Consider the following 21,833-nt stretch of genomic DNA (forward strand, 5'->3'; position numbering starts at 1 on the left):
GGCTATGTGGCGTGAGTCTGACGCCTACGTTTAGTTTCCGTCAACTTACAACCATCGCGGCTTTGCGCAGTGCTGCCATCTGCTTTGATGAGAGATCGCAATGATCGCGTGCAGTTGAATCAAAGAGACATTGTTGACCGCAACGTCAGCGCGCGCGGGACGCACTCACGCGCCAAGCACATCCGCAAGCCGCAGCTCGTCGGCGGCAGGGTCCTTCAAAAACAGCTCGGCCTCGATTTCCCGAAGATGCGACAGCATCTGCGCGCGCGCCGCCTCCCGGTCGCGCTTGCGGATCGCGGTGACGATCTCGGCGTGATGATCGGTGCCGCAGGCGGGCGTGTCGTGGCGGCGGTAGAGCAGGATGATGAGCGAGGAGCGCGCGATCAACTCCTTGAGGAAGCCGAGATAGATGCCGTGGCCGGACATTTCGGCGACGAGGCGATGAAACTCGCCGGAGAGCCGGACCGAGGCACGCGCGTCGCCACGCCGCTCTGCCTCGCGCTCTTCACTGAGATGGTGGCTGAGCCGATCGAGCCAGGCCGGTGACACCGCATCGATGGCACGGTCGACGATCATCGGCTCGATCAGGCGACGCGCCTCGAATACCTCGCGCGCGTCGGCGGGTGTGGGTCGTGCGACGAAGGCGCCGCGGTTCTTCTCGATGTTGACGATCCCCTCGTGCGCAAGCTGCTGCAGCGCGGTGCGGACCAGCGTGCGACTGGCGCCATAGATCTCGCCGATCTCGTCTTCGCCGAGTTTTGTACCCGGCAGCAGGCGATGCTCGAGGATCGCCGCGGTCACGCCTTCCCGGATGCGGCTGACGCGATCGCTCGCATCTGGCGCGTCGGATTTCGGTCGGGTCTTGGCGGCCATGGATGTGAGGGCTCGATCGGCGAATATCGGCCTCGAATGTTAGTCGACGAGCTGTATCCAATCACAGGCGAAACTTTATACAATCTGCGCCCGTTTTGTGTGCAGACCACTGCGCACAAAGCGAGCCGCCCAGGTACGCCGGATTCGACCTAACGATCTGACTCCGCTGCACAGTTTTGGAATTTGGTTGGCCAGAGGCAGTTGGCACGGACCTTGCGGAGAGAGGCGGAGCATCGCCCTCCTCGCGGACACGCCATGGCCACTCCCGCTGCTCTCGAACTGGTCGCCGTCACCAAGCGCTATGACACAACGCTGGCGGTCGACAACGTCAACCTGAAGATCCCGGCCGGCACCTATTGCTGCCTGCTTGGCCCCTCCGGCTGCGGCAAGACCTCGACCTTGCGGATGATCGCGGGCCACGAGGCCGTCAGCGCGGGCGACATCATCCTGGGCGCGCAGAACGTCACGGACCTGGAGCCCGCAAAGCGTGGCACGGCGATGATGTTCCAGTCCTACGCGCTGTTTCCTCACCTCACCGTGCTCGACAATGTTGCGTTTGCCCTGAAAATGCGCGGCGTCGACCGCGCGATGCGGCACAAGCGCGCCGGCGAATTGCTAGAGCTGGTGGCGATGAGCCCCTATGCAGGTCGGCTCCCGGCGCAGCTCTCCGGCGGCCAGCAGCAGCGCGTCGCGCTTGCGCGCGCGCTGATCACCGAGCCGCAGATCCTGTTGCTGGACGAGCCGCTCTCCGCGCTCGATCCGTTCCTGCGCGTCAAGATGCGCGGCGAGCTGAAGCGGCTCCAGCGCGAGCTCGGCATCAGCTTCATCCAGGTCACCCACGGCCAGGAAGAGGCGATGGCGCTTGCCGACCACATCGTGGTGATGAACCACGGCAGGATCGAGCAGCAGGGCAGCGCCCGCGACATCTTTCATCATCCCCGCACCGAATTCGTGGCGCGCTTCATCGGCGGCCACAACGTCCTCAGCGACGCCGGCAACCTCATCGCCGTGCGCGCCGATCAGCTCGGCATCGTGCCGTTCGCCGACGGCGCGTTCGGCGCGCCGGCGCTGCTGACCCAGACCGAGTACCAGGGCTCGTACATTGCCGTCTCGCTCACGCTCGACGACGGCACCGCCCTGTTCTCCCACGTTCCCGAAGCCACCTTCGACGTCCACCCGTTCCGTCCGGGCGATCGCGTGCTGGCCACCTGGGATCCCGCCAAGGCGCAGCGCCTGCAATAGCGCCGACCTCAATGACAATGCGCAACAGAGGAGTGACTGATATGACCGAGACCACCAGGACGACCGGCGTCAGCCGCCGCACGCTACTCAAGGGCACCGCGGGTCTCGCCGGCCTCGCTGCCGGCTCCGGCGCCATCACAGGCTTTCCCTATGTGAAATCGGCCGAGACGAAGGTACTGCGCTATCTCGGCACCGCCGTGAACGAGGGCGACGACATCTCCAAGCAGTGCCTGAAGGACACCGGCATCAAGATCGAATACATCACCGCGACCACCGACGACGTGACCAAGCGCGTGATGACCCAGCCGAATTCCTTCGACGTGCTGGACACCGAATATTTCTCGCTGAAGAAGCTGGTGCCGTCAGGTAACATCCTTGCCCTCGACGCCAAGAAGATCAAGGAATTCGACAACATCACGCCGGTCTTCACCAAGGGCGAGACGCCCGGCGGCAAGAAGATCGGCAATCAGGGCACCGCACCCTGGAAGGTGCTCTATCTCGAAGGCAAGGACTCCAAGACGTTCGCGAAGTCCGCGACCGAGTTCGTCACACTGATTCCGACCGTCTACAACGCCGACACGCTCGGCATCCGGCCCGACCTGATCAAGCGGCCGATCAGCTCGTGGTCGGAGCTGCTCAACCCCGAGTTCAAGGGCAAGGCCTCGATCCTCAACATCCCCTCGATCGGCATCATGGATGCCGCGATGGTCGTCGAAGCCACCGGCAAATACAAATATGCCGACAAGGGCAACATGACCAAGGAAGAGATCGATCTCACCATGAAGGTGATGACCGAGGCCAAGAAGGCCGGTCAGTTCCGCGCCTTCTGGAAGGACTTCAACGAGAGCGTCAACCTGATGGCTTCGGGTGAAACCGTCATCCAGTCGATGTGGTCGCCGGCGGTGACGAAGGTGCGCTCGATGGGCATCGCCTGCACCTTCCAGCCGCTGAAGGAAGGCTACCGCTCCTGGGCCTCGGGCTTCTGCGTCTCCAAGGGCGTGTCAGGCGCGAAGCTCGACTGGGCCTATGAGTTCGTCAACTGGTTCCTGTCCGGCTATGCCGGCGCCTATCTCAACCGCCAGGGCTACTACTCCGCCGTGCTCTCCACCGCTAAGGCGCACATGGAGCCTTACGAGTGGGCCTACTGGATGGAAGGCAAGCCGGCCGAGAAGGACATCAAGGCGCCCGACGGCTCGCTCTTGGAAAAGGCCGGCGCGGTGCGCGACGGCGGCTCCTATGAGGATCGCATGGGCGCGGTCGCGTGCTGGAACGCCGTGATGGACGAGAACGATTACATGGTCCGCAAGTGGAACGAGTTCATCGCCGCGTGATGGACACCTCCGAAAACATCCTGCATCAGGCATCCCCGGGCCTCGCCCGGGGATCAGACACGGCGCGCAACGCGAAAGCGGCGCGCCTGTCGCCCTCCTTTATCTCCTGGCTCCAGGCCGGGCCGATGATGCTGGTGTTTCTCGCCTTCTTCCTGATCCCTCTGGTGTTCGTCGTCATCGTCTCGTTCTGGGACTACAACGAGTACCAGTTGCTGCCGGCCTTCTCGGGGCGCGGCTACAGCGATACGTTCGAAGGCTGCATCGCGCAGCTCCCCGATCTCTGCACGATCGGCAAGACCTATCTGAAGACGCTGAAGCTGTGCTTCATGGTCTGGGCGATCACGCTCTTCATCGGCTTCTGGGTCGCCTATTTCCTCGCCTTCCACGTCAAGTCCAAGACCTGGCAGATGGGACTGTCCCTGCTCTGCACGATCCCGTTCTGGACCTCCAACGTCATCCGCATGATCGCCTGGATCCCGCTGCTCGGCCGCAACGGGCTCGTGAATTCCGGACTGGTCAAGACCGGCCTCATCAACCAGCCGGTCGAATGGCTGCTCTATTCCGAATTCTCCGTGGTGCTGGCGCTCGTGCACCTCTTCACCTTCTTCATGGTGGTGCCGATCTTCAATTCGATGGTGCGCATCGACAAGTCGCTGATCGAGGCGGCCTATGACGCCGGCGCGACCGGCTTCCAGACGCTCGTCAACGTCGTGATTCCGCTTGCAAAACCCGGCATCGTGATCGGCTCGATCTTCGTCATCACCATCGTGATGGGCGACTTCATCACCATCGGCGTGATGGGCGGCCAGCAGATCGCCGCCGCCGGCAAGATCATCGAGACGCGGCTGAACGCGCTGCAATTCCCGGCGGCCGCCGCGAACGCCGTGATCCTGCTCGCCATCACCTTCCTGATCATCACCATGATGTCGCGCATCGTCGACATCCGGAAGGAGCTGTAAGTGATGAAGGAAGGACGCCCGCGCAGCTTCTACGTGCTCGCGATCTTCTTCGCGGCCTATGTGCTGTTTCTCTATGGGCCGATGATCGCGATCTACATCCTGTCGTTCCAGGGGCCGCAGGGCGGCCTCACCTTCCCGATGAACGGGGTGTCGACCTACTGGCTGGCAAAACTGTTCCAGGGCACCGGCATCGTCGATCTAGGCGCCGCCTTCCGGCGCTCGCTGCTGCTCGGCCTCGTCGTGATGGCGGTCACCGTCGTACTGTCCGTCGCCGCCGGCATGGCGTTCCGCCGAAAATTCAAGGCGCAGAGCATCCTGTTCTATTCGGCGATCGCGAGTCTTATTGTTCCTTCCATCATTACTTCGCTCGGCATTTCGCTTGAATTCCGCATCATCGACGATCTGATCAAGGCGCACTGGAACGAGAACTTCGAGACCTCGATGGGCCTGCTCACCTCCGGCCTCGGCGCACACCTCACCTGGACGTTGCCGTTCGGCCTGCTCATCATGTTCGCGATCTTCAACCGTTTCGATCCCCGGCTCGAGGAGGCCGCGCGCGATCTCGGCGCGACGCCGTGGCAGACCTTCCGCTACGTCGTGCTGCCGATCATTTTGCCTTCCGTGATCGGCATCGGCCTGTTCGGCTTCACGCTGTCCTGGGACGAACTCGCCCGCTCCAGCCAGGCGATCGGACCGGTTAACACGCTGCCGCTCGATCTCCAGGGCCTTACCACCACGGTGACGAAACCCGACATCTATGCACTCGGCACCGTGATCTCGGCTGTGTCCTTTGCCGTCATCACGCTTGCGCTCGGCACCATCCACATGCTGAACAAACGGCAGGCGGCCAAAGGCTCGGACGCCGGCAAGGGGCTGGTCTGAAGCGATGCGACTTCACGTCGTCAATCCCAACACCACGGCGTCAATGACGGCGAAGATTGCCGCCGCCGCGCGCGCGGCGGCGTTGCCCGACACCGTAATCGATGCACGCCAGCCCACGATGGGCCCGGTCTCGATCGAGGGCTTTTACGACGAGGCCTTTGCCGTGCCCGGCATGCTCGGCTGCATCCGCGAAGCCGACCGCGACGGCGCCGAGGTCCACATCATCGCCTGCTTCGACGACACCGGCCTCGACGCCGCGCGCGCCGCTGCAAAGGCGCCGGTGATCGGCATTGGCGAAGCCGCCTTCCACATGGCGAGCCTGATCGCGGCGCGCTTTGCCGTGGTGACGACGCTCGGCGTCTCCGTCGTGCCGATCGAACATAATCTGAAGAAGTATGGCCTCGCCGACCGCTGCGCCCGCGTCCGCGCCGCCGAGGTGCCGGTGCTCGCGCTCGAGGAGCGCAATACTGAGGCGCTCGCAAAAATCTCCGCGGAGATCACGGCCGCGATCCGCGACGACCGCGCTGAAGCCATCGTGCTCGGCTGTGCCGGCATGGCTGACCTCGCAACCAAACTCGCCGGCATGCACGGCCTGCCCGTGGTCGACGGTGTCGCCGCCGCGGTGACGCTGGCTGAAGGGCTGGTGCGGCTCGGGCTGAAGACCTCTCGCCTCGGGCCCTATGCCCCGCCGCGCACAAAGACCTATTCCGGCCTATTGTCGCCGTTTCAGCCGTAACGCCTCGGTCAGCGGCCCGGCAACATGATCTTTTTTTGACGCTCGACAAGCAAGCAACCCAAGTTTTGCCCTAACCTGTGCTAAGAAGCCGCACCAGTATTTCTACGGGGTATGCATGAAAAAGGACGATGTGACGTGCTCGGCGTGTGGTGCCGGTTTTCGCCGGCTTGAGCTGGCGACGCCGCCGGCGAATAAGGGCGAGTATCGATGCCCTGCCTGCGACGAGGTCCTGGAGAGGTTCGACGGTCGAGCATTCATTGCTTACCGTATGACCATCCAGCCTTCGATGAAGGCCGCTCGGCCCTAGCGTCGCGACTCATGACCGTCACGGCACGGTCCTGATCCGTCTCACAGACGTACTCCCCGTCCATGCTGATTTCCGGCATAGACGGGGAGTTCTTTTTTGGGCGAGCCCCTCCTGATTTCCGGGGAAGTGCCCTCTTTAATTTCCGAAGAAGTGCCCTCTTCAGGATTGGAACAATTGCCTTTTTTGGCCCGTGGCCTCCTTTTCGTCCCATTTCTTGCCGAACTGTAACGTTTTCGGGACATCCCGGCCGCCTCAGGGGCTTGCCGGTCTTCGCCACTTACCAAGTTCAATTTTGGGCTTTGTCAGCGATGATCGATCTCGCAGAGGATAAACCGACCAATCCCCTCCTCCGTCTCGGCGCCCAGCCGATCGCGCTGACCGCCGCGGCCCTGTTCCTCCTGATCGTCGGCGCCACCTCGATTGCGATCTGGCGCGCCTATACCGGCCATGCGCCCGAGACCGACCGGGCGGTGGCGTCGCGCCAGCTCCAGGTGCGCGCGGCGCAGGCCTCCGAGCAGCTCGTCGAGAAAACCAAAGGGTTGGAGGCGACTCAGCAGGAGTCGATCGACCAGCTGCAGGTCGTACAAGACCAGCTCCTGACGGTGAAGCGCATCCTGTCGGCCCAACAGGCCGACACCAAGCGCCTGTCGGAGCAGGTCGCGACCCTGACCGAGTCCGTCGACGGCCTGCGGCAGTCCTCTGCCAGCGCCCGGGCCACCGAGGCCGAGACGCCGACTGTTAACCGGCGCAAGCCGGGTCGGCGGGCGCATGCGAGCGCCCGGCACCGCAAGTCGCGCAGCTGATTCGCACCGTCAGGTGCCCGACTAAATTTTTCTGGTTGTGAACTGGATCACATTCACCCGTATGATTCCGCGTCATGCTCGCCCGTACCGGATGGCGTGAGCCAATTTCAATATCCGGGGCTGGCAAGGTCGTTGACGGTATACTGCGTCAACGACCTTGTTTTTTGCGCCATAAACCGGCCTTCGTCCCCTATTCGCACACGTCGACGCGGCGGACACGCCAGCCTGCGGGCGTCATAACGCGCTTCCGCACGACGTAGCAGCCGCCATAACCGCCGTCGGCATAGCCATAGCCGGAGTCGTAATAATAGGGGTCGTCGTAATAGGGATAGCCGTAGCCATAATAGCCGCCGTAGTAGCCCGCGCCGGCGAGACCTGCGCCAAGCACGACACCGGGCCAGAAGCCGCGGCCATGCCAGTGGCCGTGAAACCCGCCGCCGCCGAATCCGCCATGAAATCCGCCCCTGTGGAAGCCGCCGCCATGGAAGCCCCCACCGCCGAAACCACCGCGCGCCTGCGCCGCCTGTGGCGCCGACAGTCCGACCGCGGCAACGGCCAGGGCCGCCATGATCATCTTGCGTAACATCGCTCAATCCTCCGTGTGGAAACCGTCCACACTACTAAGAAGGAGCAAGCTAATGTCACTTGTGCATTCCTGACAGGAGTGCTGGCTCACTTCCGCGCGAGCATCAGCAGCCGCGACAGATGCTCTTCATCTTCTTGTCGAGCAGCTGGTTCTCGGTCTTGACGGTCTCATCGGCGGCAGCACTTGCGCCGCTTCCCGTGCCGGTGGTGACGCCGGGCGCCCTGTTCGCGCCGGATGATTGGGCCGTACCGAGGCTGTTCGTGCCGGGGGGCGGCGCCGGCGCATTGGGGACGCCGCTGGTCGATCCCGCGGTGCCGCCGGTGGCCTGCGCGAATGATGCGACCGGCATCGCGGCGATGCCGCAGATCACGATCAGAGATTTGACTGAAACGGTTGCGAACGACCTGGCCATCGGAAATTCTCCTTTACCGGTCAACAGCCCCGACGAAGACCCGTTCCGGAACGACCCCCGTCACGTCCGCTTGAAGCAGGGAGGCAGCCACGATCATGCGCAAACTGATCGCGTTCGACGAGGATACGTTCGACAAGCTGAAGCAACTGGGGCGCGACAGGATGGCGACGTTTCAGGAACTCGCGGATGAAGCCTTTGCCGACCTCTTGAAGAAGCACGGCATTCCCATCGATCTCAAGGACGCGTTGCGCAAGAGCGCCAGGCTCGACGCTGAATCCAGCAAGCCAGCCGCGCGTGCCAAAGCCAGAAAGGTGAAATCACGATGACCGATCGCGACCCCTTCGCGGAGGGCGAACGCGCCGCGCGCAAAAACCTTCCCGCTGAGGCCAACCCTTACCAGGACGGCAGCGACGAGCATGCGCTGTGGGCCGCTGGCCACGAGAAGGTGGCGAGCTCAACCGAGGCGCGCGAGTCCGAGGGCGACTGACGTCAGCCGATCCGCTTCAGCCCCTTCTTGAAACGCGGGCCGTTGGCTACGTAGAACTTCGCGGCGCTTCCCATCCTCTGCACCTGGGCGCCATCGAGCGTGCGGATCACGCGCGCGGGCGAGCCGATGATCAGCGAGCGTTCGGGAAATTCCTTGCCCTCGGTGATGACGGAGCCCGCGCCGACGATGCTGTTGCGGCCGATCTTCGCACCGTTCATCACGATCGAGCCCATGCCGACCAGCGCATCGTCCTCGATCGTGCAGCCGTGCAGGATGACGTTGTGACCGACCGTGCAGTTCTTGCCGATGACGAGCGGAAAGCCGAGATCGGTGTGGCAGGTCGAGCCGTCCTGCACGTTGGAGCCCTCGCCGATCTCGATCCACTCATTGTCGCCGCGCAGCACCGCACCGAACCAGACGCTCGCGCCCGGCTTCAGGCGCACGCGGCCGATCACCGTCGCGGTCTCCGCGATGAAGTAGTTGCCGTCGGCGGGAAGATCGGGCGCCTGCCCGTCGAGCTCGTAGATCGCCATGGGGGTCTCCTGTCACGCTGACCCTGGCATAGCGAAACGGCGGGCTTGAAGCAAAGGGCCGCCGTGCCGGCAGCCCGGAACGCGCGTCAGGCCAGGACGCCGGCCGCGCGCAGTGTCATCAGGAAGAAGGTGCCGCTCATCATGCTCCAGAAGCCGGCGATGACGGTCGCCATCATCACGAATTCGAAGCGGCGGCTCTCCACCCGCATCCCGCGCAGCGTGTTGCGCATGATGATGAAGGGAGCGGCGAACACCAGGAACGGCACCGCCGCGAAGGTCTTCGGCGCCACGCCCTCCTGCAACAGGCCGAAACCTGCGGGCCGCTGCGCGACCGCCTGGTATCCGTTCACGAGCGCGCCCGCGAGCGCGAAGCCGATGCAGATCGAGAAGAAAGTATTCAGTGCCTCAGGGGTCATCGGAACGGTTCCGCACTTACGCAACGCCGGTGCCTTCCTGTGACAAAAAGTGCCGGTTAACGCTACATTATCCTTAAGGGAAGGTTAACAACCCCAACCGGCCCGCGCAGACCTCACTCGCGCCTCGTGGGCAGCCGGGAATGCTCCGCGAAATCGCGGCCGCATGGCATAGTCGCGACTGATTCGTCGGCCATCGGCCGACTTCCCGGCTTTGGTCGCTCAAGTACATGACGGTGTTTTCGGCAGCCTCCCCCCGGTCCCGCACGACGCGCACGCGGGCGCATCTCGTCCCGATCGCGCTCAGCGGCACGATTGCCGTGAGCGCGGTCGCGCTGGTCGCCTATCTGTTGTGGCCGACCTGGGGCGCCAGAGGCGCGAACGCGCCCGACAAGCTGCCGGTGAGCGTCGGCGGCACGCTGTTCAACGTGCCGACGGCGGCGATCCGCATGAAGATCCAGCGGCATTCCGGACCGCAGGAACGGATCGACCTCGATTTCCTTTATCCCTCGCTGGAGGTGCCGAGCGCACCGAAGCATGTCACCGCCGACACGGTCGAGGAGGCGATGCAGCCGATCGACCGCATCTTCCTGTCGATCGCGGCACATCACGATGCGCTGGCGCCCGAGCAGCGCGTCAGCACGATCTATCCGCGCTATCTCGACCAGGCCGCAACGATGCCGGAGGACGGGCTGACGATGCGGATGTTCCGCACTGACACGCCCTATGGCAGCGAGGATCTGTTTTCCGGCGCGAACCCGCTCTTGACCGCGCGCTGCACGCGCGACGCGGCCACTCCGGGCATGTGTCTCTCCGAGCGCCGCGTCGACGGCGCCGACCTCACCTTCCGCTTTCCGCGGAGCTGGCTGTCGCAATGGCGTGAGGTGGCGGAGGCGATGGACAGGCTGACGGTGCAGTTGCGCGGGCCGAGGGGCTGACCGACCGGTCGAGCGCTCCGCACGCAGGTGTGGCCTTCAAAAACCGCTGATCTCCATACGGACCGATCACTGGCCAGGATGGCCAGCCAACACTATCCTCCACGCGGGCTGTGCAACATGGGAGACCCCCTTCCCTGTCGGCTGCTCCAATTCGTTCGGGAGGAACAACAATGACAACACGTCGCGATTTCGTCAAAACCGCCGTTGCGGCCGGTATCGGCGGAGCAGCCTTCACTCAAACCGATATTGCGCAAGCAGCCGCGCAGAGCTCGGCTCCAAAGGAAATGCCGCGCGGCCTCACACTGTTGTCCATTCAGCAGACGGACGGCAGCGAGACGCTCGGTGTAAAACTGGCGAACGGCATTCTCGACGTCGCGCCCGCGAAGAAGGCCTTGAACATGGATGCGCCTACCACGCTCGAAGACCTGCTCGCCAACGGAAACGCCGCGGCGCTTCAGCAATTGATCAGCGCGGCGAAGGATAAGCCGGAGTTCCTCAAGGAGGAGAGCAAGATCAAGTTCGGTCGGCTTTTCACCGATCCCGGCAAAATCGTTTGCGTCGGCCTGAACTACAAGGAGCACGTGGAAGAATCCGGAGAGAAGCTGCCGAAGGAGCCCATTCTCTTCAACAAGTACAACAACACGCTCGCCGCCCATAATTGCACGATCAAGCTCCCGGCACGCGAGATCTCCTACAAATTCGACTACGAGACCGAACTCCTGATCGTCATGGGCAAGGCCGCGCGGAACGTTTCCGAGGCCGATGCGCTCAACTACGTCGCGGGCTACGCGATCGGGCACGACTTCTCGGCGCGCGATCTCCAGCTCGAAAAAGGCGGACAGTGGATGGTCGGCAAGACTCTGGACGGCTTCGCGCCGATCGGCCCCTACTTCGTCTCAGCCGATCTCATGGATCCGAACAACCTGAAGATCGAGACGTTCGTGAACGATGAGACCGAGGCACGACAGTCGTCGCACACGTCGAAATTCATCTTCAATCCGCAGAAGGTGATCTCCTACACCTCGAAGCTGTTCGCACTCGAGCCGGGCGACATCATCTTCACGGGGACCCCCTCGGGAGTCATCATCGGCATGCCGAAGGAAAAGCAGGTCTGGCTCAAGGCCGGTGACAGGATCACCAGCCGGATCGAGAAGCTTGGGACCCTGAGGTTCGACCTTGCCTAGCCGCAGCTTGGGCGCGCGGCCGGAGAAACAAATCCGGCCGCGCATCGCCTATACGCAGCGAAGTCTCGCGGCGACTATTCCTGATCGACGAGATCGTCTTCGAGGATCGCCATCTGGAACTGGAACGAGCGATCATCATCTTCGTCGTCGACGAAGAGCACGCCGATGAATTCCTCGCCGATATAGACCTCGGCGGAATCATCCTTCTTCGGCCGCGGCACGACGCGAATCTTGGGATTGCCGAATACGCGCTTCAGATACGCGTCGAGCTTCCTCACTTCTTTGACGTCCACGGCAAGTCTCCAATCGAAATCTGAGTTGGCGGGGTTTTAGGACGAGACGCGACGAACCGCCAGCATGAATTCCCGAGATTTTTGGGGACGATCGGGGCGGGAAAAATCCGCCCCATCTGACATCAAAGCCCCATGGCGTTGATCATCTGATCCATGGTGCGCGACGGCTCGGCGCAGCCGGCTTCGCCGACGATCTTGGCGGGCACGCCAGCGACCGTGACGTTGTGCGGCACGGGCTTCACCACGACCGAGCCGGCCGCGATGCGTGCGCAATGCCCGACCTCGATGTTGCCGAGGATCTTTGCGCCCGCGCCTATCATGACGCCGTGGCGGATCTTCGGATGGCGGTCCTCATTCTCCTTGCCGGTGCCGCCGAGCGTGACGCCGTGCAGGATCGAGACGTCGTCCTCGATCACAGCGGTCTCGCCGCAGACGAAGCCGGTAGCGTGGTCGAGGAAGATGCCGCGACCGATGCGTGCAGCGGGATTGATGTCGGTCTGAAACGCCGCGGAAGCGCGGCTCTGGAGATAATAAGCAAAATCCTTGCGACCCTTCAGATAGAGCCAGTGTGCGAGGCGATGGGTCTGGATCGCGTGAAAGCCCTTGAAGTAGAGCAACGGATCGATGAAGCGCGCGGTGGCGGGATCGCGGTCGTAGACGGCGACGAGATCGGCCCGGAAGGCGTTGCCGAGATCGGGATCCTCGCGCAGCGCCTCGTCATAGGTCTGGCGCACGAGATCGCCCGACAGCGCGGAGTGATCGAGCCGGTCGGCGAGACGGTGCACCACCGAATCCTCCAGCCGGCTGTGATGCAGCACCGTTGAATAGATGAAGGTCGCAAGCTCCGGCTCGCGATGGACGATGTCCTCGGCTTCGCTCCGGATCCGGTCCCAGATCGGATCAAGGGCTGCGAGCTTTCCTCCCGGATTGACCTGATGCACTGCCATGGGATCTGCTCTTTCGAATTCGCTCGTTTTGTTGGTTCTATAGCACAGCTTAGGCGACAAAGTCCTGACGGGCTTGCCTGAGAGTGAACAGCGCCTTGACCGGCAATAGTCCGCCAAAGCGTTGAATCACAACACTTTCTTCTGGCGCCCCCAGGCGGCAAGGTCGGCTCAAAGTGGTCAGAGTTTTGCCGAATTCAAGCCGGGCAACGTCAAACTATTGGTGAATTCCGCCTCAACGGTTATTGCGGGCATGGTCCGACAGGCCGGGGAGAGGATTTGAGCATCACCACCGAAATATTGCGCGCCCGCGCCGCGGGGTCGTTTTGGCTCCGGCTGGCCGGGGTGGCCCTGCCCCTCCTCATGATCGCGCCGGCATTCTGGAACGGCTATCCCCTGCTTCAATGGGATACCGGCGGCTATCTCGCACGCTGGTACGAGGGCTATCTCGTCCCCAGCCGCTCCACCGTGTTTGGATTGTATCTGCATTACGGCGAGAGTTTTGGCTTCTGGATCAACCTCGCCGTCCAGTCGCTGGCGACGCTGTGGCTGCTGCAGCTCACCTCACGCGTGCTCGGCCTGATGCAGACGTTCCGCTTCGTCGCGATCGGCCTCTCGCTGATCCTGTCGACCGCGCTGCCCTGGCTTGCCAGCATGCTGCTCACCGACATCTTCGCCGGGCTGTCGGTGCTGTCGTTGTTCCTGCTGATCGCCGGCGGGAGCCGGACTTCAGGCCTGGAAAGATTCTCGTTGTTCGTCTTCACCGCATTTGCCGCCGCAACTCACTCGGCCACGCTAGGCGTGCTGCTCGGCCTCTGCGCCGTCGGCTGGATGGCGCGGCCGTTGCTGGGACGCCGCCTTCCACTGGCGGGNGGGTCTGGCGCAGGCGAGCCTTACAATTGTCGCCGGCGGCGTGATGCTGGTGTCGGCCAACCATGCGCTGTCGGGCAAATGGGCCTGGACGCCTGGCGGTTATGGCGTCGCCTTCGGCCGCATGATGCAGGACGGCATCGTCACGCGCTACCTGAACGACCACTGCCCGCGCGAGAGCTTCAAGCTCTGTCCCTACCGCAACGATCTGCCGGCCACCGCCGACGAGTTCCTGTGGGGCAAGAGCATGTTCAACACGCTCGGCCGTTTCGAAGGCATGAACGACGAGATGGGCTACATCGTCGTGCATTCGCTCGCCGACTATCCGGCCTGGCAGACCGGCGCGGCCCTGAGGGCGATGGGGCAGCAATTGCTGCATGTCGCCACTGGCGAAGGCACCAATGGCTGGATTCCGCACACCTACGGCATCATCGAGCGCTACATCCCCACGCAGGTTGCGCCGATGCGCGCCGCCCGCCAGCAGCTCTGGGGCGTCGATTTCGACTACGTCAACTGGCTGCACGTGCCTGTCGCGCTGGTCTCGATGCTGGCGTTGCTGGGCCTGCTCGCGCACGCGCTTGCGAACCGCCGGCTGGATGATCTGACGCTGCTGGGTGCGACCGTGACGCTGGCGCTGCTCGGCAACGCCTTCATCTGCGGCGTGATCTCGGGCCCGCACGACCGTTACGGCGCGCGCATGGTGTGGCTTGCGACCTTCGTGGTGCTGATGGCGCTGGCGCGCGCTTCCGGCGACGACGAGCCTGTAGACGAGATGTCAGCCGCGGCGTGAGAGGAAATCGAGCACGCCGGTCTTGTAGACCTTGTCGCCGACCGCGCGCATGTGATCGCGGTTCGGAATGTCGAGCACTTCCGATTCCGGGATGATCGCGCCAAGGGCGCCCGCCGAGCCCGCGACCTCGTCATTGGTGCCGACCGCGATCAGCACGGGGACGTCGATGCGCGCGGCTTCGTCCCGCGTCATGAGATCGCGCGTGCCGCGCAGGCAGGCAGCGAGCGCACGGCGGTCGGAACGGGTCTGATCGGCGAAGGCACGGAAGGTGCGGCCCACAGGATCGGTGACGTCATTGAGCGACGGCGCTTCCAGTGCTTTCGCAACGTTCTCCCCGGGGCCCGTGCCTTCGATCAGGCCGCCGATGCCGATGCCGCCAAGGATCGCCGAGCGCAGGCGCTGCGGCTCGTTGAGCCCGAGCCAGGCCGTCATCCGCCCGCCCATCGAGTAGCCCATGATGTCGGCCTGCGGGATGCCGAGATGGTCCATCAAGGCGAGCACGTCGCCGGCCATGGTCGGGATCGAATATTGCGCGGGCTCATAGAGCTTTGAGCTTTCGCCATGGCCGCGATTGTCGAGCGCAATCACGCGGCGGCCATTCTTGCGCAGTTCGGAGACCCAGGTCGGATAGACCCAGTTCACGTTCTTGCTCGAGGCAAAGCCGTGCAACAGAAAGATCGGATCGCCCTCGCCTTCATCGAGATAGGCAATTTCGACTGCGCCGTTGTGGAAGCTCGGCATCACATATTCCGCGTCTTGAGGGGAAAGGTTGATCCTAGGCCTTGAGGGCGGCGCCCGCCAGAGCGGCTTCAGCGGCGATCTGCGCCTGGCGCAGCCGCCGCGCCCGTCTGCGATCACACCAGGCTTGAGTGAGGCGCTCGGTTGTCGCCTTGATGGAAGACAGGAGGCCGAACAGCGTCATCGCCGCGCCGAACAGCCAAAGCGCGAGATCGAACGCGCCGCCGGCGAGCAGCAGCGCGCCCCGTCCGAGCAGCTTCATGATCGCGCGCGTCTTGCCACCCTGCGCTTCCGCAAGCCGCGCGGCGCGCGCGACATCCTTCGGGCCGTCGGCAATGCGTAAGCTCTCCATGGCGCCGCGTGTGCCGGCTTTTTCGGCAACGCGCGTGACGTCCTTGCCGAGCCGGACCAGCGCGCCGGCCTTCTCGGCGCGGAACGCGGCCTTGATCGCGCTCACGGTCTCGCCCGGCCGCAACACGGACCCCGAGGCGACTGCATTCTGGAGCAGCGGCGTGTCGACGACCTCGCGCGCGGAACGCCCGGCCCATGCAGCGAGCCCCTCGCCGAGCCGTCCCACTTTGCGGGCATCCTTCACCAGCGTCAGCCCGGCGCGCACCGGGGCCGCGCCGCCGACGGACACGTAGGTCGCGGCCGTCACCACAAGGCCGGCGGCCGCAAGCCCGAGCACGAGGCGATCGGTGTCCTCGCCCATGGCGAGATGCTTGCCTTCGCGCACGATGTCCCTGATGTCGCCGATCACGAAGAGATCGCCGGCCACCGTCCCCGAGAGGCTCGCGACATCGTCGGCGCTGCCGGTGACGAGGCCGGTGGCAAACCGCTTGGCGAAATGCGAGGTGGAATTTTCTTCCGTGACCGCATCGCTCACCCGGCTCAAGAGGTCGTCGGGGAGCGCGATGTTGCGGTCACGCGCGAGCTCGACGAAGCTGTTCGCGAGATCCGCATCGCCCGATGCGAGTGCGGCCTCGATGTTGTCCTGAACCAGGCGCTCGTTGTGCCGCAGAACCGCGTCGAGCCCGAGTTCGGAAAGCGCCGCCGGATCGTCCTGGGCGGCGAAAATCGCGCCCGCCTCGCGGGCATGCGGTGCGACCTGCACGAGCATGAAGCTGCATGCCGCGATACCGGCCAACGCTGTGCTGATTCGCAGCCACCTCATGCTCAAAGCCTGGTCGCTCTCCTGATCGTTCGTCTTTCGTCGGAGTTGTGCTCGTTCACAGAAATAGTACGCCAAAATTGCGACACAACGTCCCCGACGAAAGAAGGGCTTCTCCGAGGCGACAAGATTGTGTCGAATTTGCATGAGCAAATGAGCATGGGGTAGTTGCGAAACCTTTTGGTTCCGCTGGACTAGCAATCATCTGCACCCCCCAGTATGGTCCGCGGCGTTCAAAGACGCTGCGTCACTAGTGATTGTGTCCGCTGCAATTGCCACTCTAGGATGAGTTACGATGTCCGACCATGTCGTCCCCCACTTCCACAACGATGCCGGCGTCCCCGTCATCGAGATCGGCTCGCAAGAGTTCATGTGCGTGGGCGCCAACCCTCCGTTCGATCATCCGCACGTCTTCTTGGACCTCGGCAACGACAACGAGATCATCTGCCCCTACTGCTCGACGCTGTACCGCCTCGCCGCCGACCTGAAGGCCGGCGAGGCCCGCCCGCCGGAATGCGTCCTGAAGGACAAGGTGGCCTGACAGGTCTCATCGGTCAGGGGTGGCCCTCTCCCGAACGATCTTCATAGCCGGCGCCGGAATCGGAGGCTTGACCGCCGCGCTCGCGCTTGCGGGCAAAGGCTTTCGCGTCGTGCTGCTGGAAAAGGCCGAGCGGCTCGAGGAGGTCGGCGCCGGGCTGCAATTGTCGCCCAATGCGAGCCGCGTGCTGGTCGAGCTCGGCCTCAAGGACCGGCTCAGGCTGCGCGCGGTGACCCCGGAAGCGGTCTGCATCATGAGCGCGCGCGCCGGCGGCGAATTGCTGCGCATGCCACTGGGTGAGGCCGCCGCCGAGCGCGCCGGCGCGCCCTATTGGGTGGTGCACCGTGCCGATCTGCAATCGGCGCTGGTCGGCGCGGTCTCCGATCATCCCGACGTCGATCTGCGGCTGGGCGCGACCTTCGAGGATGTGGCACCCCACGCCAGGGGACTTTCGATCGTCCATCGCAGCGGCACGATACGCCGCAGCGATCTGGCGAGTGCATTGATCGGCGCCGACGGCGTCTGGTCGACAGTACGCCAGCATCTGTTTCCCGACGTCCAGCCCCGCTTCTCAGGACTGATCGCCTGGCGCGGCACTTTCGACGCCACGCAACTCCCCAAGGAATACACCGCGCGCCGGGTGCAGCTCTGGATGGGTCCGAATGCGCATCTCGTCGCCTATCCGATCGCGGGCGGCCGCCAGATCAACGTGGTCGCGGTGCTGCCGGGAACGTGGAACAGGCCTGGCTGGAGCACGCCGGGCGATCCATCCGAGGTGATGGATGCCTTCGCCGCGCCGCGCTGGCCGCCGCCTGCGCGGATGATGCTCGCCGCCGTCGACAGCTGGCGCAAATGGGCGCTGTTCACCCTTCCCGAGGGCTGCGCCTGGAGCAAAGGTCCGATTGCGCTGCTCGGCGACGCCGTGCATGCGATGCTGCCGTTTGCGGCACAGGGCGCGGGCATGGCGATCGAGGACGCCGCCGTGCTCGCCAAACATTTGAGCAGCGACGCCGCCGAGAGCGCAGCCGGCATCGCCGCAGCGCTGAAGCAGTACGGGCATGCGCGCCAGGCCCGCGTCCGGCGCGTGCAGCGGACCGCGCGGCAACAGGGCCGCATCTATCATTTTACCGGCCCGCTCGCGATCGCGCGCGATCTTGCCATCCGCGCGCTCGGGCCGGAGCGCATGCTGGCACGGCAGGACTGGATCTACGGCTGGCGCCTCTGAAGCGAATGCGCCGCGGGTCGCCTCTCAGCGGACTGCGCCTCTGGACTTCGGGGCGGGCTTAATGACCGGCGGCTGCGGACTGGACGCGGGCGGCGTCGCGTCAGGCGGCGTTTCCCGGCACTTGTTGCGGCGCCAGGCCTCTTCCGCAAAATGCGCCTGGCCGCGCGCGGCGACGTAGTCGTTGCGATAAGCGAGCTCGGCGACGACCGCGCCGCCGGCGCCGGTCTCCGCCTTGTCCATTAGCTTCTGCAATTCGGCGGTACGGGCGGCGAGCGACTTGCGTTCGCCCTCGAGCTGCTTGCAGTCATACAGTTCATACTTACCGGGATCGGCGAAGGCCGGAGAAACCGTGTCGCTCATGCCGGCGCAGCCGGACAGCGCGAAGCCGGCCGCGAGCAGCGCGGCGAGCGCGCCGCAAGCGCGCAGACGGGTTGGGATCGAAGCAGGCATGCCGGATGAATAGTCCCCTCGAATTGAGAATGCCTAAAGCAACAACAGATGTCCGGATTGAGGCTTTGCCTTGCGCGGCCGGCTCGCTTAAGGAAGAAGCGCCCCCTCCGGCCCAGGATGCGCCGATTCCAGACCGCCGGAAAGGGCTTTAAGTGTTTGATCTCGTTGGATCAAGCGGGCATGGCGGAATTGGTAGACGCAAGGGACTTAAACCGCCTCAAACCGACGAGAGGCAGATCACCACCGAGGAAGATTGCGAGAAGTTACAGAGGCTGGCGTTGAAGAGCATTCGCGCCGAGTCTAAGTGCGGACATCTATCCTCGCTTGCTAGGCTACCGCAAATTCTCTTCAAATGGCATGACTTGGCGAAGGACGACGGCAAGGAAGTCCGGCGTTGGGCGAATTTGCAATTGGTCCACGACGACAAGGTCGTCTCGTTCGCAAAAGCCTTCACGTCCCATGGCTGGAGCCATGGGTCCGGAAATCGGGTCGCGCAGCGCAAGACGCGTGCTGGCGTCGAGGGGATCGAGAGGATTTTGGACGCGGACCTGTTCCGCGAAAGGGTGAAGTCTCTGCTTTCGAACGAGACTTTGCCCGAGCAGGATCGGTCCATCCTCTCCGAATTCGACGCAGCATGGACTAGGAAAACGGCGAGCGCTTCTGAACGAGGTTCGGCGACCGTGCAGCGCCCTTGCCCGGCCTTACCTCACCTCGCTGGTTCCGCTAGATTTCAGCCCGAAATTGTAGTTGGAAGCCGTCCGAATGAGATACATCGAGATCGAACAAATCGGCAGTCCATCCGCCACCCAGTGGCGGCAGCGCGAGACCTTGAAGGGCTTGAAGCTCAATTAGGTCGGACGGGTCGATGCGACTGCCGGAACCTGCCAACATCTGACCGCCGCAGATGCCAAGCATCGCTCCTCCACACTCCAAGACCTTTGGTCACTGGGATTGGTGACCTCCGCCGAGCCCCGGAACGCCGAGAGTTTAGAGCTTGGTCCCTTCCGGCGTCACCTGCTTGAAGCGCTTAGTGCTCGGTATCGTCGACGAAGCTGACCGTGCGCGTACCTTGCGTGATACTCGCCGGCTTGTTGTAGGAGGTCCAGGCGATGGTACGGCCGAGGCCCGAGGTCTGGTTGCCGTTGAGGTCGTAGGTGAAGGTGGTCGAGATCAGGCCCGCACTGATGCTGGTCACCGCATGCGGCTGCGCCTGTCCCGCCGCCGGGTATGTGTAGGTGCCGACATCCGACTTCGACAGCAGGTTGCCGATCGGGTCGTAGGAGAACGTCTTCGACAGCGGCGTCAGGTTGTCCGCCGAGGAGGTCAACCGGTTCAGGGTGTCAGGTTTTATGCACTGTCACCGTAATTCTCCGAGGAGACTTCGAATGGTGTCTCAGGGCGATCAATAGTTCTGTAGCTCTGCCTCAAGCGCCGACTTCAGGTCGTCCACTGATGGCGTGACCCCCTTACTTGTCGGCGTAAAAAACACGCCGGGCAAAACACCATCTCGCTTCAGCTTCGGCAAGAGCACTTCTATTAGGTCGGCCAGCGTGATCGAACGTGGCTCATACCCATCCCACTCGTTGGTAGCGCAAACTAATGCATAGTCCTTTGCCGGCCATAGCGGGAATACGGTCGTTCCATCGTCTGCCGCCGCAAGGGCCCATCCGTCCTTGCACAGGCCCCATGCCTCCTGCCAATCGGCGATCACTTTAATGAAGTGCTCGAAGCGCTTGGCTCCTGACAAAGCGAGTACTGCCTCCATTTGCTTTGGATTCACCTTCATACTTGCGTTCCTTACGCTAAGGGCCGCTCGGCGTTTGCGCGGCCGAAATCGTCGTACCTGTGCTGCAAACGATGTCGGTCTCGATCCTGCCAGTTCGAGTGGCTGTAGTCATAGCCCTTCGCTGCTTCTCGCCCGCGCTCGTGGGCCAAGTCCTTACCTGGCGGGTTCCGAATCGTTGACCGTTGTCCTCGCTCGATCGAATTCAACTCTTGCCTTAACCAGCCTCGATCAGCGGACCCCAGCTTGTCATTGTTGACAAGTTCGCGCAAGCGAGCCTGTTTGCCTGCTCGGCCGGCGGCTCCTCCCGCTTTCAGCGCATCTGCGCCTAGCTGAACCACTCAACTCAACAAATATTAGAACAAAGAAAGACCAGGCGTAGCCCTGGTTCTTTTTTTGACTCATCCTCATGTGTAAAGAAGATAGCTCTGAGCCATAAACAGACCAACACCGGGACACCCGTCAAATCTACTCAATCGGCGCCGCGAATATTCAGCTCTAAGAATATTTTGCTATCGCCACAAACGTCGATGATCTTCTCTGCCACGACGGTTGATTCCTCAATCATATCGATGATTGAAAAGCAGATCGGGTTTTCGTCCGGAGTCGAGACAAATAGAAGCTGCTCAATAGGTCGGGGTTCGCCGATCAAATGATCTCGGCCATGTCCTCGATGTTCAAGCAGGGCGTCAAGCGTCGAAAGATGCTCTCGAATCCATGCCTGGGAATGGACAAGGTGCACGAGGCCAATCCCGACTCGAACCGAGAATGGTTGATGCCGGAGTGGAGGTTCGTCCGGGAGAACGCTCCGCTCGAGGTCCTAATACCGATGATGTTGGCGCGTTATGCGGGCCTCCGCGGGCAGACGATTGTAGACATCAACCGGAAGCAATTCGAGGATCATCCAGAGGGACCGACTGGAAAGGCGGTTCGTTACGCGCCACGCAAGAACAAGAAGAAGATCAAATCAGTCCTCCTCCCTGTGCTACCTGAGCTCCAGCAGTTCTTGGCTGATCTGAAGGTGCAGCGCGCAGATGGACGGATTGCCGTCCGCGATGATGGCTCGCTGTGGGTGAGCGAGAAAGAAATGCAGACCAAGGTCAGCCACTGGCTGCGGGATCAGGAGCGAGCCGGACACATCGGCGCCGGAACCACGCTCCACGGTCTACGCGTCTCATACGCCGCCTGGTGGCGCCGGAACGGTGCGAGCAAGTCGGAAGTCGCGGATCTGATCGGCGACTCTTCGGAGGCCATGGGCGGCCACTACACCCGCCATGTTGAAGCTGAGCTGAACGTGATCCGAGCATTCGAGCGGATCAAGGACAAGCCATGAACATGGATTTGC

The 21,833-nt window shown here is 63.2% G+C and carries 28 protein-coding genes and 2 pseudogenes; 15 read left to right on the forward strand and 15 right to left on the reverse strand.

Annotated features, from left to right (window positions below):
• Positions 1-165: 165 nt before the first annotated feature.
• Positions 166-873 (reverse strand): GntR family transcriptional regulator, encoded by a 708-nt coding sequence (locus tag AYJ54_RS25140; RefSeq protein ID WP_063703009.1) that lies wholly within the window; start codon positions 871-873, stop codon positions 166-168.
• A 255-nt stretch (positions 874-1,128) separates the two neighbouring features.
• On the opposite strand from AYJ54_RS25140, the gene AYJ54_RS25145 reads away from it, so the two are divergent.
• From AYJ54_RS25145 to AYJ54_RS25175, 6 genes are all read left to right on the forward strand, one after another.
• Complete coding sequence (locus AYJ54_RS25145) at positions 1,129-2,115, forward strand: ABC transporter ATP-binding protein (RefSeq protein WP_063703011.1); 987 nt, start codon at positions 1,129-1,131, stop codon at positions 2,113-2,115.
• 41 nt (positions 2,116-2,156) lie between these two features.
• On the forward strand, positions 2,157-3,446 hold the full coding sequence (locus AYJ54_RS25150; RefSeq protein WP_063703014.1) for an ABC transporter substrate-binding protein: 1,290 nt from the start codon (positions 2,157-2,159) through the stop codon (positions 3,444-3,446).
• Entirely contained in the window at positions 3,446-4,405 is a 960-nt protein-coding gene (locus AYJ54_RS25155; RefSeq protein ID WP_063703016.1) for an ABC transporter permease, read from the forward strand. The genes AYJ54_RS25150 and AYJ54_RS25155 overlap by 1 nt, the downstream gene beginning before the upstream one ends.
• Before the next feature lie 3 nt (positions 4,406-4,408).
• Positions 4,409-5,287 (forward strand): ABC transporter permease, encoded by an 879-nt coding sequence (locus AYJ54_RS25160; protein WP_063703018.1) that lies wholly within the window; start codon positions 4,409-4,411, stop codon positions 5,285-5,287.
• Between the two features lie 4 nt (positions 5,288-5,291).
• Complete coding sequence (locus AYJ54_RS25165; protein WP_063703020.1) at positions 5,292-6,023, forward strand: aspartate/glutamate racemase family protein; 732 nt, start codon at positions 5,292-5,294, stop codon at positions 6,021-6,023.
• 615 nt (positions 6,024-6,638) lie between these two features.
• Positions 6,639-7,133, forward strand: coding sequence for a hypothetical protein (locus AYJ54_RS25175; RefSeq protein ID WP_063703024.1), 495 nt, complete (start codon positions 6,639-6,641; stop codon positions 7,131-7,133).
• A 190-nt stretch (positions 7,134-7,323) separates the two neighbouring features.
• Here the strand turns inward: AYJ54_RS25175 and AYJ54_RS25180 are convergent, their stop codons facing one another.
• Both AYJ54_RS25180 and AYJ54_RS25185 read right to left on the reverse strand, forming a co-directional pair.
• Complete coding sequence (locus tag AYJ54_RS25180) at positions 7,324-7,719, reverse strand: hypothetical protein (RefSeq protein ID WP_063703026.1); 396 nt, start codon at positions 7,717-7,719, stop codon at positions 7,324-7,326.
• 103 nt (positions 7,720-7,822) lie between these two features.
• Positions 7,823-8,131, reverse strand: coding sequence for a hypothetical protein (locus tag AYJ54_RS25185; protein ID WP_063703028.1), 309 nt, complete (start codon positions 8,129-8,131; stop codon positions 7,823-7,825).
• 95 nt (positions 8,132-8,226) lie between these two features.
• On the opposite strand from AYJ54_RS25185, the gene AYJ54_RS25190 reads away from it, so the two are divergent.
• Entirely contained in the window at positions 8,227-8,457 is a 231-nt protein-coding gene (locus tag AYJ54_RS25190) for a hypothetical protein (protein WP_063703029.1), read from the forward strand.
• Complete coding sequence (locus AYJ54_RS51395) at positions 8,454-8,618, forward strand: hypothetical protein (RefSeq protein ID WP_201724254.1); 165 nt, start codon at positions 8,454-8,456, stop codon at positions 8,616-8,618. Before AYJ54_RS25190 ends, AYJ54_RS51395 begins: the two co-directional genes overlap by 4 nt.
• 2 nt (positions 8,619-8,620) lie before the next feature.
• On the opposite strand, the gene AYJ54_RS25195 is transcribed toward AYJ54_RS51395, so the two are convergent.
• Both AYJ54_RS25195 and AYJ54_RS25200 read right to left on the reverse strand, forming a co-directional pair.
• Positions 8,621-9,151 (reverse strand): gamma carbonic anhydrase family protein, encoded by a 531-nt coding sequence (locus AYJ54_RS25195; protein ID WP_063703031.1) that lies wholly within the window; start codon positions 9,149-9,151, stop codon positions 8,621-8,623.
• A gap of 86 nt (positions 9,152-9,237) precedes the next feature.
• Positions 9,238-9,567, reverse strand: a complete 330-nt coding sequence (locus AYJ54_RS25200; RefSeq protein WP_063703033.1) for a DUF6949 family protein — start codon at positions 9,565-9,567, stop codon at positions 9,238-9,240.
• A 227-nt stretch (positions 9,568-9,794) separates the two neighbouring features.
• Here AYJ54_RS25200 and AYJ54_RS25205 point away from each other — a divergent pair, with 227 nt between their 5' ends.
• Together AYJ54_RS25205 and AYJ54_RS25210 are read left to right on the forward strand one after the other, a co-directional pair.
• Positions 9,795-10,502, forward strand: coding sequence for a hypothetical protein (locus AYJ54_RS25205; RefSeq protein ID WP_063703035.1), 708 nt, complete (start codon positions 9,795-9,797; stop codon positions 10,500-10,502).
• A gap of 170 nt (positions 10,503-10,672) precedes the next feature.
• Positions 10,673-11,686: a fumarylacetoacetate hydrolase family protein gene (locus AYJ54_RS25210; RefSeq protein ID WP_063703037.1), complete on the forward strand. Its 1,014-nt coding sequence runs from the start codon at positions 10,673-10,675 to the stop codon at positions 11,684-11,686.
• Between the two features lie 74 nt (positions 11,687-11,760).
• On the opposite strand, the gene AYJ54_RS25215 is transcribed toward AYJ54_RS25210, so the two are convergent.
• Together AYJ54_RS25215 and cysE are read right to left on the reverse strand one after the other, a co-directional pair.
• Positions 11,761-11,979: a DUF3126 family protein gene (locus tag AYJ54_RS25215; protein WP_007602550.1), complete on the reverse strand. Its 219-nt coding sequence runs from the start codon at positions 11,977-11,979 to the stop codon at positions 11,761-11,763.
• A gap of 122 nt (positions 11,980-12,101) precedes the next feature.
• A complete protein-coding gene (gene cysE / locus AYJ54_RS25220) occupies positions 12,102-12,926 on the reverse strand; it encodes a serine O-acetyltransferase (RefSeq protein ID WP_063703039.1) in 825 nt (274 codons plus the stop codon).
• Positions 12,927-13,202: 276 nt separating this feature from the next.
• Here cysE and AYJ54_RS52720 point away from each other — a divergent pair.
• Positions 13,203-13,795 (forward strand): annotated as a pseudogene (locus AYJ54_RS52720) (hypothetical protein); the annotation flags it as partial.
• 1 nt (position 13,796) lies between these two features.
• A pseudogene (locus tag AYJ54_RS52725) lies at positions 13,797-14,583 on the forward strand (hypothetical protein); the annotation flags it as partial.
• Here AYJ54_RS52725 and AYJ54_RS25230 read toward each other — a convergent pair.
• Positions 14,569-15,324: an alpha/beta fold hydrolase gene (locus tag AYJ54_RS25230; RefSeq protein ID WP_063703041.1), complete on the reverse strand. Its 756-nt coding sequence runs from the start codon at positions 15,322-15,324 to the stop codon at positions 14,569-14,571. The pseudogene AYJ54_RS52725 and the gene AYJ54_RS25230 sit on opposite strands and share 15 nt — an antisense overlap.
• 34 nt (positions 15,325-15,358) lie before the next feature.
• Positions 15,359-16,495: a hypothetical protein gene (locus AYJ54_RS25235; protein WP_063703043.1), complete on the reverse strand. Its 1,137-nt coding sequence runs from the start codon at positions 16,493-16,495 to the stop codon at positions 15,359-15,361.
• Between the two features lie 292 nt (positions 16,496-16,787).
• On the opposite strand from AYJ54_RS25235, the gene AYJ54_RS25240 reads away from it, so the two are divergent.
• Together AYJ54_RS25240 and AYJ54_RS25245 are read left to right on the forward strand one after the other, a co-directional pair.
• Positions 16,788-17,033, forward strand: coding sequence for a zinc-finger domain-containing protein (locus AYJ54_RS25240; RefSeq protein ID WP_063703045.1), 246 nt, complete (start codon positions 16,788-16,790; stop codon positions 17,031-17,033).
• 19 nt (positions 17,034-17,052) lie between these two features.
• Positions 17,053-18,255, forward strand: coding sequence for an FAD-dependent monooxygenase (locus AYJ54_RS25245; RefSeq protein ID WP_063703047.1), 1,203 nt, complete (start codon positions 17,053-17,055; stop codon positions 18,253-18,255).
• A 24-nt stretch (positions 18,256-18,279) separates the two neighbouring features.
• On the opposite strand, the gene AYJ54_RS25250 is transcribed toward AYJ54_RS25245, so the two are convergent.
• The 6 genes from AYJ54_RS25250 to AYJ54_RS25265 all read right to left on the reverse strand — a co-directional run bounded on the left by AYJ54_RS25250 (position 18,280) and on the right by AYJ54_RS25265 (position 21,140).
• Entirely contained in the window at positions 18,280-18,705 is a 426-nt protein-coding gene (locus AYJ54_RS25250) for a hypothetical protein (RefSeq protein ID WP_063703049.1), read from the reverse strand.
• A gap of 723 nt (positions 18,706-19,428) precedes the next feature.
• Positions 19,429-19,620, reverse strand: a complete 192-nt coding sequence (locus tag AYJ54_RS49715) for a hypothetical protein (protein ID WP_136623921.1) — start codon at positions 19,618-19,620, stop codon at positions 19,429-19,431.
• Positions 19,621-19,732: 112 nt separating this feature from the next.
• The gene (locus AYJ54_RS25255; protein ID WP_063703051.1) at positions 19,733-20,032 is read right to left on the reverse strand and encodes a hypothetical protein; all 300 of its coding nucleotides are present in this window, start codon (positions 20,030-20,032) and stop codon (positions 19,733-19,735) included.
• A gap of 75 nt (positions 20,033-20,107) precedes the next feature.
• Positions 20,108-20,491, reverse strand: a complete 384-nt coding sequence (locus tag AYJ54_RS25260; protein WP_063703052.1) for a DUF2750 domain-containing protein — start codon at positions 20,489-20,491, stop codon at positions 20,108-20,110.
• Positions 20,492-20,502: 11 nt separating this feature from the next.
• Complete coding sequence (locus tag AYJ54_RS54085) at positions 20,503-20,829, reverse strand: polymorphic toxin type 8 domain-containing protein (RefSeq protein WP_082905851.1); 327 nt, start codon at positions 20,827-20,829, stop codon at positions 20,503-20,505.
• Positions 20,830-20,960: 131 nt separating this feature from the next.
• Entirely contained in the window at positions 20,961-21,140 is a 180-nt protein-coding gene (locus AYJ54_RS25265; RefSeq protein WP_063703053.1) for a hypothetical protein, read from the reverse strand.
• Between the two features lie 12 nt (positions 21,141-21,152).
• Between AYJ54_RS25265 and AYJ54_RS25270 the strand changes: the two genes are divergently transcribed.
• Positions 21,153-21,821, forward strand: a complete 669-nt coding sequence (locus AYJ54_RS25270; RefSeq protein WP_161491902.1) for a site-specific integrase — start codon at positions 21,153-21,155, stop codon at positions 21,819-21,821.
• Positions 21,822-21,833 lie beyond the last annotated feature (12 nt).

Origin of the sequence: Bradyrhizobium centrolobii (genome assembly GCF_001641635.1) — a bacterium.
In the GTDB taxonomy this organism is placed as follows: Bacteria; Pseudomonadota; Alphaproteobacteria; order Rhizobiales; family Xanthobacteraceae; genus Bradyrhizobium; species Bradyrhizobium centrolobii.

Coding starts and splice junctions, on each gene's coding strand:
- AYJ54_RS25200 (WP_063703033.1), bottom strand. CDS start 9,567: ATGACCCCTGAGGCACTGAATACTTTCTTCTCGATCTGCATCGGCTTC.
- AYJ54_RS25235 (WP_063703043.1), bottom strand. CDS start 16,495: ATGAGGTGGCTGCGAATCAGCACAGCGTTGGCCGGTATCGCGGCATGC.
- AYJ54_RS25250 (WP_063703049.1), bottom strand. CDS start 18,705: ATGCCTGCTTCGATCCCAACCCGTCTGCGCGCTTGCGGCGCGCTCGCC.
- AYJ54_RS25165 (WP_063703020.1), top strand. CDS start 5,292: ATGCGACTTCACGTCGTCAATCCCAACACCACGGCGTCAATGACGGCG.
- AYJ54_RS25260 (WP_063703052.1), bottom strand. CDS start 20,491: ATGAAGGTGAATCCAAAGCAAATGGAGGCAGTACTCGCTTTGTCAGGA.
- AYJ54_RS49715 (WP_136623921.1), bottom strand. CDS start 19,620: ATGCTTGGCATCTGCGGCGGTCAGATGTTGGCAGGTTCCGGCAGTCGC.
- AYJ54_RS25180 (WP_063703026.1), bottom strand. CDS start 7,719: ATGTTACGCAAGATGATCATGGCGGCCCTGGCCGTTGCCGCGGTCGGA.
- AYJ54_RS25190 (WP_063703029.1), top strand. CDS start 8,227: ATGCGCAAACTGATCGCGTTCGACGAGGATACGTTCGACAAGCTGAAG.
- AYJ54_RS25145 (WP_063703011.1), top strand. CDS start 1,129: ATGGCCACTCCCGCTGCTCTCGAACTGGTCGCCGTCACCAAGCGCTAT.
- AYJ54_RS25195 (WP_063703031.1), bottom strand. CDS start 9,151: ATGGCGATCTACGAGCTCGACGGGCAGGCGCCCGATCTTCCCGCCGAC.
- AYJ54_RS51395 (WP_201724254.1), top strand. CDS start 8,454: ATGACCGATCGCGACCCCTTCGCGGAGGGCGAACGCGCCGCGCGCAAA.
- AYJ54_RS25175 (WP_063703024.1), top strand. CDS start 6,639: ATGATCGATCTCGCAGAGGATAAACCGACCAATCCCCTCCTCCGTCTC.
- AYJ54_RS25205 (WP_063703035.1), top strand. CDS start 9,795: ATGACGGTGTTTTCGGCAGCCTCCCCCCGGTCCCGCACGACGCGCACG.
- AYJ54_RS25240 (WP_063703045.1), top strand. CDS start 16,788: ATGTCCGACCATGTCGTCCCCCACTTCCACAACGATGCCGGCGTCCCC.
- cysE (WP_063703039.1), bottom strand. CDS start 12,926: ATGGCAGTGCATCAGGTCAATCCGGGAGGAAAGCTCGCAGCCCTTGAT.
- AYJ54_RS25230 (WP_063703041.1), bottom strand. CDS start 15,324: ATGCCGAGCTTCCACAACGGCGCAGTCGAAATTGCCTATCTCGATGAA.
- AYJ54_RS25270 (WP_161491902.1), top strand. CDS start 21,153: ATGTCCTCGATGTTCAAGCAGGGCGTCAAGCGTCGAAAGATGCTCTCG.
- AYJ54_RS25210 (WP_063703037.1), top strand. CDS start 10,673: ATGACAACACGTCGCGATTTCGTCAAAACCGCCGTTGCGGCCGGTATC.
- AYJ54_RS25140 (WP_063703009.1), bottom strand. CDS start 873: ATGGCCGCCAAGACCCGACCGAAATCCGACGCGCCAGATGCGAGCGAT.
- AYJ54_RS25150 (WP_063703014.1), top strand. CDS start 2,157: ATGACCGAGACCACCAGGACGACCGGCGTCAGCCGCCGCACGCTACTC.
- AYJ54_RS25185 (WP_063703028.1), bottom strand. CDS start 8,131: ATGGCCAGGTCGTTCGCAACCGTTTCAGTCAAATCTCTGATCGTGATC.
- AYJ54_RS25160 (WP_063703018.1), top strand. CDS start 4,409: ATGAAGGAAGGACGCCCGCGCAGCTTCTACGTGCTCGCGATCTTCTTC.
- AYJ54_RS25155 (WP_063703016.1), top strand. CDS start 3,446: ATGGACACCTCCGAAAACATCCTGCATCAGGCATCCCCGGGCCTCGCC.